This is a genomic window from Nostoc sp. CHAB 5715 (genome assembly GCF_020829685.1).
GTDB lineage: Bacteria > Cyanobacteriota > Cyanobacteriia > Cyanobacteriales > Nostocaceae > Nostoc.
The window spans coordinates 1-9727 of the sequence record NZ_JAIVFR010000170.1 but is presented as its reverse complement, the minus strand read 5'-3'; the positions used below and the strand labels follow the sequence as shown (position 1 = coordinate 9727).

The 9727-nt window shown below is 40.2% G+C and carries 11 protein-coding genes and 1 pseudogene; 2 read left to right on the top strand and 10 right to left on the bottom strand.

The genetic code is table 11. The features are described from left to right. Positions 1–1834, bottom strand: a 1834-nt coding sequence (locus LC574_RS11625; RefSeq protein WP_229453666.1) for a serine/threonine-protein kinase, incomplete at its 3' end; no start/stop codon positions are given. Between the two features lie 442 nt (positions 1835–2276). Between LC574_RS11625 and LC574_RS11620 the strand changes: the two genes are divergently transcribed. Beyond that, positions 2277–3185 carry a DUF3365 domain-containing protein gene (locus LC574_RS11620; RefSeq protein WP_229453665.1) on the top strand — a complete coding sequence of 303 codons (909 nt, stop codon included), beginning with the start codon at positions 2277–2279 and terminating at the stop codon, positions 3183–3185. A gap of 48 nt (positions 3186–3233) precedes the next feature. On the opposite strand, the gene LC574_RS11615 is transcribed toward LC574_RS11620, so the two are convergent. Both LC574_RS11615 and LC574_RS11610 read right to left on the bottom strand, forming a co-directional pair. Then, a complete protein-coding gene (locus tag LC574_RS11615) occupies positions 3234–4481 on the bottom strand; it encodes a serine/threonine-protein kinase (protein ID WP_229453664.1) in 1248 nt (415 codons plus the stop codon). Positions 4482–5051: 570 nt separating this feature from the next. Then, entirely contained in the window at positions 5052–5885 is an 834-nt protein-coding gene (locus LC574_RS11610; protein ID WP_229453663.1) for a Uma2 family endonuclease, read from the bottom strand. Between the two features lie 665 nt (positions 5886–6550). Between LC574_RS11610 and LC574_RS11605 the strand changes: the two genes are divergently transcribed. Continuing rightward, positions 6551–7018, top strand: coding sequence for a hypothetical protein (locus LC574_RS11605; protein WP_229453662.1), 468 nt, complete (start codon positions 6551–6553; stop codon positions 7016–7018). A gap of 341 nt (positions 7019–7359) precedes the next feature. On the opposite strand, the gene LC574_RS11600 is transcribed toward LC574_RS11605, so the two are convergent. From LC574_RS11600 to LC574_RS11570, 7 genes and pseudogenes are all read right to left on the bottom strand, one after another. Further along, on the bottom strand, positions 7360–7809 hold the full coding sequence (locus LC574_RS11600; protein ID WP_229453661.1) for an HNH endonuclease: 450 nt from the start codon (positions 7807–7809) through the stop codon (positions 7360–7362). Then, the gene (locus LC574_RS11595) at positions 7802–8041 is read right to left on the bottom strand and encodes a hypothetical protein (RefSeq protein WP_229453660.1); all 240 of its coding nucleotides are present in this window, start codon (positions 8039–8041) and stop codon (positions 7802–7804) included. Before LC574_RS11595 ends, LC574_RS11600 begins: the two co-directional genes overlap by 8 nt. A 140-nt stretch (positions 8042–8181) precedes the next feature. Further along, the gene (locus LC574_RS11590) at positions 8182–8511 is read right to left on the bottom strand and encodes a DUF433 domain-containing protein (protein WP_229453659.1); all 330 of its coding nucleotides are present in this window, start codon (positions 8509–8511) and stop codon (positions 8182–8184) included. A gap of 69 nt (positions 8512–8580) precedes the next feature. Then, a complete protein-coding gene (locus tag LC574_RS11585) occupies positions 8581–8805 on the bottom strand; it encodes a type II toxin-antitoxin system HicB family antitoxin (RefSeq protein WP_229453658.1) in 225 nt (74 codons plus the stop codon). Positions 8806–8820: 15 nt separating this feature from the next. After that, complete coding sequence (locus LC574_RS11580) at positions 8821–8970, bottom strand: hypothetical protein (protein ID WP_368736683.1); 150 nt, start codon at positions 8968–8970, stop codon at positions 8821–8823. A 60-nt stretch (positions 8971–9030) separates the two neighbouring features. Next, positions 9031–9396 (bottom strand): aspartyl protease, encoded by a 366-nt coding sequence (locus tag LC574_RS11575; RefSeq protein WP_229453656.1) that lies wholly within the window; start codon positions 9394–9396, stop codon positions 9031–9033. Further along, positions 9393–9727, bottom strand: a pseudogene (locus tag LC574_RS11570) (hypothetical protein); the annotation flags it as partial. The pseudogene LC574_RS11570 and the gene LC574_RS11575, both read right to left, overlap by 4 nt.

Sequence of the window (9727 nt, the reverse complement as noted above, 5' to 3'; positions counted from 1 at the left end):
GACCATCGGGACTAAAGGCGACGCATCTAAGATAGTTGGAATGCCCTATAAGTGTGCTGATTTCTTTGCCACTGTGTACGTGCCACAGTTTAATAGTCTTATCCCAACTGCCACTAGCGAGAAATTGCCCATCCTGGCTAAAGGCAACTGACCAAACTGAATCAGAATGACCATTGAGAGTACGAATTTCTCTACCTGTATTTACATCCCACAGTTTAATTGTGTTGTCACCACTGCCACTAGCGATAATTTCCCCATCCTTGCTGAAGGCGATACAGTTAACAAAGAAGGAATGGCCTAATAATGTGCAAATGTTTCTGCCTGTGTATACTTGCCATAATTTAATGGTGTAATCAGTACTGCCACTAGCTACAAGCTGCCTATCCTTGCTATTCGTTGCAGGCGTTCTTGGAGAGTAGGCAACTGACGAAACTGAGTCAGAATGGCCTATGAGAGTTTGGGTTTCTATACCTGTGTGTACTTGCCACAGTTTAATTGTGCAGTCAACACTACCACTAGCCAGAAATTTGCCATCTGGACTAAAGGCAACGGAATTCACCCAATTAGTATGACCAGTGAGAGTACGAATTTCTTTGCCTGTGTTTACATCCCACAATTTGATGGTATTATCCCAACTACCGCTAGCTAAGATTCCCCGGTTTTGGTCTGCAACTCCCGCAGATTTGCCTGACTCCCTTTGATAAGAAAGCTTTGAGGAGATTGGGCTAAAGGCGACGGAATGAACCATACTAGAATGACCAGAAGACCAACGACCCAGTTGACGCACTAGCTTGCCAGTACCCAGTTGCCAAAGTTTAATAGTATGGTCATTACTGCCGCTAGCAATCAATTGCCCGTCTGAGCTAATGGCGATCGCATGAACCATACTAGAATGACCTTTGAGGGTCTGTACACATTGCCACTTCTGTTGATCTAATACAACAGGTGGAGGTGGTTTAAGTTTAGGCGTTATCACCAAGTTAGATGATATTGGTGCTATCTTATCGCCAGTATCAGAACCCAATAAATCCAACCACTCCTGCACAGACTGGGGACGATAGGTGGACTCCAAATCCATGCCGCACATAATAGCCTCATTCACCCTGTCGCTGATTTTAGGATTAAAATATTGTGGTGGTTCTAAATTAATATTGTGACGTCTATCATCTGCACTCGTCGGTATAACTGCGGTAAGCAAATTATACAAAGTAGCAGCTAAGGCGTAGATATCAATATATTCTCCTCGTGGCGCTTCTGATTCATACTGCTCAGGTGGGGCAAAACCAGGAGTACGATACACTGTATGCCTTTGAATCATATTGGGAATAAATTCTCTAGCGATGCCAAAGTCTATCAGCACTGCTTCTGATTTATCAATGCGGATCATAATATTACGTGGTTTGAGATCCCGATGCAGCAGCCCTTTAGAGTGAATTAGCGTTAAAGCGTCGCCAATTTGCCTGATGTATAGTAGCGCTTCTGCTTCTGATAGCACCCCCATCCGTCTCAGGCGCTGTCCTAAGTCTTCGCCTTCGATGTACTCCATCACCATGCAGGGCAAATTTCCCTCATCAAAGATGGTTTCTATCTGTACTATATGAGGATGGTGACACACAGCCAGCCGAACTACTTCATCACGGAAGTCTTGCCGTAACTTGTTTCGGTGGAGTATCCAGGCGGGGTGATTCAGGATTTCTTCTTTGAGGGTTTTAATCACTCGCAGTTGATTGCGTTGATTTCTGGCAAGATAAGTAATGCCAATTCCGCCTTCGCCTAGTTGGCTTTCAATAATGTAGCGTCCACCGAATAAAGACTTTCCTGCATTCCACACCATTAGTAATATTTAACAATTCCTGGTATTTATTTTGGCACGGTATCATAACAGCCAACACGAATTTTTGGAAATTCAATTTAAATTGGTGTTGTCGCTTTTTGAATTAGTTACTTAGAGAACATTTTCATTAATCTCAATAATTACTAATATAGAGTTGGGTATAGGAATCGTATTTGATTTTTGAAATTATCTACGTGGTGCGCGAAGCGCAGCGCAAGCGCGATAGGCGGGGAGTGGGGAGTAGGGAGTAGGGAATAAGGAATTAGGCTTTTTGAGTTGTACCGAGCTTTTTCGGAAATCAAATATTAGTCCTATATATCCTAATAGTTTTAGCTAAACTATACCTTTACACCAAAATTTTATTTTATTGCTCATGCTAAAGTAAACGATGACTTTAGCGATATTTGCTCATAATAATTTGACTTGTAGGGAATGTGAAATTATGCTAAAGAATCTAAACTTGAAACAAAAGTTTACAATTTTGCTACTGGTAATTCTGACATTCGGTTTGAGCTTGAGTGGATTTGCTCTTTCTTCTCTGCTTAGAGAAAATGCTAAACAAGATATTAGCTCAACAGGTCTTATGCTCATGCAAACCATGAGTTCTATTCGTAAATACACCAATACTCAAGTTAATCCAGAGCTAGCTGATAAATTGGAAACTGAGTTTTTGCCGCAAAGTGTGCCTGCATACTCAGCACGGGAGGTATTTGATATTTTACGGAAAACACCAGACTACCGTGACTTCTTTTATAAAGAAGCAACTCTCAATCCCACAAATCTTCGGGATAAAGCTGACGTTTTTGAGACGGAAATTGTAGAAAGGTTCAGAAATAAATCAGACCTTAAAGAACTGAGTGGATTTCGCTCAATTCCTGGTGGGGATATCTTTTATATTGCTCGTCCCTTACCAGTTTCTGAACAAAGTTGTTTGGTCTGTCATAGTGTACCCGAAGCTGCACCTCCAAGTATGATTAATCTTTATGGTACAGCTAATGGATTTGGGTGGAAGCTGAATGAAATTGTCGGCGCTCAGATTATTACAGTACCAGCAAATAACGTCATCAACAAAGCCCATCAGTCTTCCTTACTAATTATTTTAATTGTATCAACTATTTTTATAGCTACTATCCTGTTAGTAAACTATTTCTTGAATCGACAAGTTGTTATGCCTCTCAAACGCATGACTCGCATCGCCGAAGAAGTTAGTACTGGACACATGGATGTTGAATTCGAGCAGATGTCTAATGATGAAATCGGTAATTTAGCTAAAGCCTTTAAACGGATGCAGTTAAGTTTAGAAATGGCAATGAAAAGAATCAAACGCACTCAGGGAGGTATAGGCGACTAAAAAAATTAAAAATTTAAATTATCCTTAAACTAGTGTTGGTCTAAAGATTTATGAGAATAAGCTTTTTTTGAATTCCAAAGCTGCTTGAAAGTCAGGAATTTCCCTGGCTATGAGTTCAATAAATTGCTCAGGTGAAATGTAAGGATTTTCAGCTAATATTTCTTCCATAACTATATCTGCCATTGGCCCGATGTGGTAAGCTAACTCTTGCTGGCAATGTTTGAGAAATGCTCGTTGGAGCGAAGGTTGCTGTTCTTTAATTCGCCCAAGCGGAGTAGCTGGTGAAGTAGGTGAACTAAAAATTGTTTCTCCAGGTTGGTTGTATGACGGCGATATTGCCGACATAGGCTGAAATTCAGGATTAAATACAGTGGGGGGCAAATTATCAAGCATGATTGCAGGAGACATTACCACTTCTGGTTCTTCAATCCGCTCTAAATCTATAAGAACTTCCCTAGCTGCTTGGTATCGCTTGTTAGGTCTATCTGCCAACATTTGATCGAGTACTTGAGCGAACCCATCAGTAACATAAGTATAATAACGCCAGTTCCATTCTAAGGAATATTGATCCATTAGTAAGGATGGATCTCTACCTGTAAGTAGTACAATAGCTGTTACCCCCAAAGCATAAAGGTCACTAGAGGGGGAACATAAGCCCAAGCTAATCTGTTCGCGGGGAGCATACCCCACTTTGCCGACAAGGGACATTTTGCCAACAAAGGTCACTTGATGGTTAGAACTTCTCCCTTCATTTATGTCAGCAATTTGCTTGCCTACACCGAAATCAATCAGCACTGGCAGATCCTTGCCATCAGGTAACATAATGTTATCAGGCGAAATATCTCGATGGATGATGTTGTGCTGATGAACATATTCCAAAACAGGCAGCAGATTTTTTAACCACTCTATAACTTCCTCTTGGGAAAAGTTTCTTCCTTGACGTTGAAGTTCTCCCAGCACTCTAGAATATGTTTTACCGTCAACATACTCTTGTACTAGGAATAACCGACCATCTCCTTCAAAGCAAGCCAAAAACTTGGGAATTTGAGGATGTTGCAATTGATGAAGAATTTTTGCTTCTCTTTTAAATAAGTTGCGATATTGTTCCAGTCCACTCTCCCCTGTGCCAATGGGCGCAAACTCCTTGAGAACACAAGCTTCATTAAAGCGACGAGTGTCAAAGGCCAAGTAAGTTCGCCCCAATCCTCCCTGTCCCAGAAGTTTTTGAATAATATAGCGGTTATCGATTAGAGTTCCAGCAGCTATTTCTGGTCTTGTCATAAAGGACTGTGACATCTCATCGCACTCCTTGCGATTTTATTATTGATAAATTATTCAGTTTGCTGAAAGTGAGAAACTCTAGCAGATAAAGGCTTATAACATCCCTAAAATTGAGATTAGCATCAGTGTCAAGACAAGGAAATACACTCTTCTACAATCTTTCGACGGTCTTGTGTGACCAAATAGACAATTTTTACCTGAGTAGTTCGATCATACTACTCATACTTACGTATTTTAGCAGCCGGAACATAACCAGTGTCTGCGGTAATCTCTGCGACTGCTCTATGCATCGCCTTTTGGATTCGCAGATGAAACACATTTTACCCCTAGCAACTTTATTGGTACTGAGCTTTGGAACACTAAGGATACAGCGTGATATCATGGTTTCTCAGAAAAACTGAGGTTGCTATAGACTTGCTGAAAAAATTATTATATGTATTTCAAGTGCTGAATATGCGATCGCTCTCAAAAATTAATCTTTCTGAGAGCTATATCATTATTGAGATAGCGGCTATCAAAGTTTTCAGTATAGGTGATTCCTCAAAAGCAGAAAATTCTCCTAAGTATAAAAAAAGACTCCTGAAGCTACAATAATTCATCTAGTTCATCAGGATTCACGCCTAACTGACGCAAACGTTCTGCTAATTGTTCTGCTTTTCGTTTGGCTTGAGCAGCTTCTTGTCTAGCTTCTGTAGCTTCTTGTTCAGCAATCATAGCTCGTTCAGTTGCAGCAGCAGCTTCCTCTGTGGGTGCGGGAATTAATTCTCCCGCCAAAGTGAACCACCTTAACCATAACTTTTCAATATCTCGAAATGAACCTTGCCATAAGCCTAAACTTAAATCTATCTCTGGCATTAGTAGGTATCCATTAGTCAAGTTCATCGGTTCATAGTGACCGCCAACTAAGTGAAAAGCCCGAAGTTCATTAGTGTAGCGACTAAAAACAACATAGTAAGGAATCCGCAAAATTCGCTCATAAACTTCCCATTTACTAGGAGGTTTATCTGCTGCACTTTCTCTTCTTGTGCCTAAATCTTCGTCTTCCGTACCTGGAGATAATAACTCAACAACTACAAAGGGATTTGCTGGTTCTTGCCAAGTTACATAACTTAACCGTAAGTCTTGCCCTTTGTATAACTTTCCTACACCTACTACACCAAACCAATCTGGGCGTTTATACCACAAAGGATGCTGTAAATCATAGTAGAGATTAAGGTCAGCAGCACTGTAAACTAATTCTGAATTCCAGTTAATGGGCTGAAAAGTTAAGTATAAAAGTAAGGGTTGTAAAAAGTGAAAATCGTCTGGCAAGCCTGGTTCCTCTGGGTTATCACTTGGTAAATCATACATCGTTGGTAGCGTTTCCCAAGGAGGAAGCGGCGGGTCAGATTGAGGGATGTAATGGGGAGAAGAAGTCATAATAAAAATTGGGTTTGATATTTTTCGGCTATTACTTTTATGGCTCTACCGTACCTATTATGCTAAATTTACAGCTTCCAAAAGGGAATAGGGAATAGGTAACAGAAGCGAATAGATGTGTACTGAGTTTTTTTCAGGCAATCAAATAGGATTCCTATATAGCAATCCGATTTGATTTCTGAACTTCTTTGTGTAGGTAGGGAGTAGGGAGTAGGGAGTAGGGAATCAGCCTTTTCGAGTTGAGGGCGAGTTATTTCAAAAATCAAATAGGAGTCCTATAGAAGTAATAATGTTATTTCACAACTAGCTGCGAAGTGCTAGCGCACCGCTCTGCTAACGCCAAATTTTGAGATTACCTCTGCTACTATAGCAATCCTATCTGATTTGTGAAAATTCGCAGTGTCCAGATCCCCGACTTCTTTAAGAAGTCGGGGATCTAACTTTTCACGAATGATTTAGGATTGCTATATTATCTCTAAATGTTCGGCTTCCTTGGGTCAAATGCCAGTGGACTCTAATCGTGAAACTTGCTCAAGGTTGGTAATTAGCGAGATATCACTTATTGAAAGGTATAAAAATTTTTTCTTAATTGCTTATAAATAACTATTACTTTCTAAATTATTTGGGGAATACTGAAATCTAGTACCATTAAAGGTGTATGAAAAATGGCAGATAATAAAGTCAGTGCAAAACTTTCCTCCGCAGACAGGGAAGCCGTGATGCAAGCTATTACTACTATCCGCGAAAAGTTACCGTTCTTGATTGATTTGACAACCGAGGAGCGTAAAGCTTTACCCAAGCTGGGGGATAAGAGTCGGGCGTTTGTGAGTAAGGCATTGGAAATCGGCACACAAAACCCTGACTTCTTACCTCGTTCTTTTGACTTGAATGATATGCGCCAAGATATCGAATTATTTGAAGCCCTGTATCCCATTTTGCTGTCGTTGACGCAACTGCAAGAACTGGTGGATGATACATCTGTGGCTGTTGGTAGCGAAGCTTATGCGGCGGGTTTGATGATATATAACTATGCTAAAGCCAGTGGTAAAGGCTCTGGTTTAGAGTCAATGGTTGATGATTTAGGACGCAGATTTGCCCGGAAAGCTAAAAAAGTGCAACCACAAAGTTCATAAGTCGAGAAATTAACTCGACGCTGTTATCTAAAAACATAAAACTTTTTGCTCTGAGCTTGGGTGTTTTTGTTTAAAGTGAGACACTCCGAGTTCAGAGCATTAATATTTTAGTTTCAAGTGAGAACATTTTCGTTTGCAGTGAGAACATTTTGGTTTGAAGCGAGAACGTTTTGGTTTGAAACGAGAAATTTTCGGTTTGAAGTGAGAACGTTTTGGTTTGAAACGAGAACATTTCGGTTTGAAGTGAGAATGTTTTCGTTTAAAGTTAAAATTTTTGCGTCTAGAACTAAACAGTAGCAGGTTTAAGAGCAATACGCTTCAGTTAAAGAGAATCATAGCGACTAGCTTTTTCGGGGATCGTCACTAGGAGGATGTAAGCCGGCTTGAAACCAAAAACCCCGCGCACTCTGAATAGAGTCATCTTCTGGATAGCGTTCATCGTTCATATCAAGTCGCTTGCAGGTTGCTCTCCCAATAGGTGTAATTCCGATAATTGTCCTACCATCTGCTGACCACAGAAAATGCTCTGACCAAATTTGTTGACGAGGATTAAATAAAGGTACTATTGCTTGAGTCTCTGAGTCATATCCCGCGACAAAGTTGTAGCGACGTTCATTACAACGACGACAAGCCAAGGCTAAATTATTAATTTCAGCGGCACCACCAATAGACTTTGGTATCAAATGGTCTACTGTAAATCTTGTGGTGGAAATGCGTTCTGGAGAATGGCAATACTCGCATAGAAAATTGGCGCGTTTGCGGACAATTTCTTTAGTAGCATCATCAATCATTTTTTTGAGCTACCAGCATCGCATTTATATGGGTAAAAATTCTATCTAATTCTCCAATCTCTTCAAGTTCAATCGCTTCTTCTGGAGTTAGTAAATCAGCTTTTTTGCGTTCTAAAAGTTCTTCCATCCGTGCTTGCAGTTCATCATTAAATTTGAACAGGTAAAAACTATCCAGCTTTTCTATTTTGATACTGCCAATCAAGGATGAAGGTCTAGCAATTACAGTTGTCATAGTTAGGGCGATATAATTTATCGATATGTGCTTTTATTTTAGTGTTTTAATAGCTTGCTTCGTAGGAAGTGAGGACATCATAGCTTAACTGCCGTAGTTCTCTGACTATATCCATAGGAAAATTCTCATTAGAGTAAAGCTTAACCATCATCATCCTCAGTCAACGTGATGATTGCTCGGTCTAATTGTTCTTGGTGCTGTTCATAATAAATCCAGGCAGCTTTTAGATCGTCATGGGTTAGGGTAGGGTAGTTTCGCAGCAACTCTTCCTCATCTGCTCCCTGTTGGCGAAAAGCCACCAGCGTCCACACAGGGATGCGCGTGTTGCGAATGCGTGGCTGTCCCCCGCAGACACCGACTGTCACTTGAATTGGCTGGCTGCTTAGTCGTTGTTGCAGAAAGATGCGCTCTTCTGGAGTGAGGGATTCGATTATTTGTACCAGCGAATTGACTAATCGCGTGTTCATCATTATTTTTATTGATTACTTTCATCTTATTGAGCCACCAGCATCGCATTTATATGGGTAAAAATTCTATCTTTAAATAGTTACCTCAGCTTCAGTGATAAAAGCCTCTAAAACTGGTGATTCATCTTCTAAAACCTCATTACCAAATACTTCTATATGGCATTGGATAGCTGATTTTACATCAGCTAAAGCTTCCGCATAAGTGTTACCTTCACCTACTACAACTCCTTTAATACCTAGAGGATAGGCAATATAGCCATCAGGATGCTTTTCGACAATAATTTTAATTTGTTTCATCTTTCCAAAATTATCCTAAATCGTGCTGCGATCGCTCTTTAGCAAGACGTTCCTCATTGCTTCGTCTTTAGAGAGTGGTTCTTCATCTTCCGATTCTTTCATTAGCTGTACCAAGCCGTAGTTTTCCAATATTTCTTCAATTCTTTCAAAGTCAGCTATGGGAATTTGTACAGCGATCGCTTGCTGATTTTCAAAATGATTGAGAGACTTGATGCAAGATGTGACTTATCCTAAAGTTAGCAGGTCTTCAGGAAAATCAACGACTAATTTTCTGGTAAAAAGCCAAGGTAAACCGAGAAGTACTTCGGCTATTTCATCTCCAGCAATTACAGAAATATTGAATTCTTGAGTATCTAAACTAACTGTACCAGCGTAGATATTAAACTGGGATTCTCCTTGTGCTGTCAGACGTGTTTCTTCACTCTCCACAAGTTCCCATCCCAGCGAGAGAGCATCTTGAGTATTAATTGCTAACCAGTCAGTAAAACCAGTATCGAATAGTGCATCAACTGTGATAATTAATCCATCAGATGCTACGAGGTCGATTTCAAAAATCAACTCGCCTTGGCTGCTAAATTTTCCTTCAATCAAGTTGTTGAACTATGCTCCTGGGGAATTAATTGGAAAGTACAAATTAGTCTAGAAGGATTTTTTTGTTTTGCTTGCTGTTGAGCTAAAGCTTTATTGGCATTAAGAAAATAATCGCCGCTATCAGGTTCAATAGCAACATACCAGCCCGAATAACTGTTGACTAATTCACAGTATAGCTGCTCATATATTTGACGTGCCCTTTTCACATATCCTGGGTTTGCTAATTTTGGTGATAATTGATTTGTATATTGCCTAATTCCCACCAAAGGACGAACGAGTTGGGAATGTTCTCTAGGGTGGTGTTGATTTTTGACAGCAGAAGATTCTTCTG